We start from the raw sequence: 549 nt of genomic DNA, 5'->3' as shown, positions 1-549 counted from the left end.
ATTTTCAGATACGTTTCCTGATTTACTCGTCACAAAATGCCAGCATCACTATATCTTTTATCTGGCTGAGGGCGTAAAAAAGCCAACTATTATCGCCGTGCTTCACGAGGCGAGAGATATTGTCGAATTACTAGCCTCTCGCCTTGAAGATTAAACCACTCAAAAAAGCGATAGCTGCTTATCAATGACTTTGGTTCTTCGTAAATGTTCTTTTCTTGCCGCATCATCAAGCAGTTTAGCGACATAATTGGGTAAACTGCCGAGGGTTTCAATAATATCGATAGGCTATGTTCTGCTAAATTGTTGCTATACTGTATATGAATACAGTTATTGAGGGTTGATCATGATCCCAGCACAATTTACAAAGCTTATAGCCGAGTTAGAACACTTAACAGATAGTCAAACCCGTTATGTTGAGAAGCTGCTGAAAGGCACTGATAGCGTCTCACAGTTGATAACAGAGCTTGAGGAGCGGATGGTTGAAAACCCTGAATGTCCGCACTGCCATAGCTCACTGATCAATCGGCACGGCAAGGTAAACAAGATGCA

The 549-nt window shown here is 41.7% G+C and carries 1 pseudogene; it reads left to right on the top strand.

Annotation, left to right across the window (positions count from 1 at the left end):
• Nucleotides 1–343: 343 nt before the first annotated feature.
• Nucleotides 344–549: pseudogene (locus tag C6Y40_RS11840) on the top strand (IS1595 family transposase); the annotation flags it as partial.

The sequence above is a fragment of the Marisediminitalea alba genome, from assembly GCF_002993365.1.
In the GTDB taxonomy this organism is placed as follows: Bacteria; Pseudomonadota; Gammaproteobacteria; order Enterobacterales; family Alteromonadaceae; genus Alteromonas; species Alteromonas alba.
Note: the sequence above shows the minus strand (reverse complement) of the source record. Positions and strands in the feature narration are given on the sequence as shown.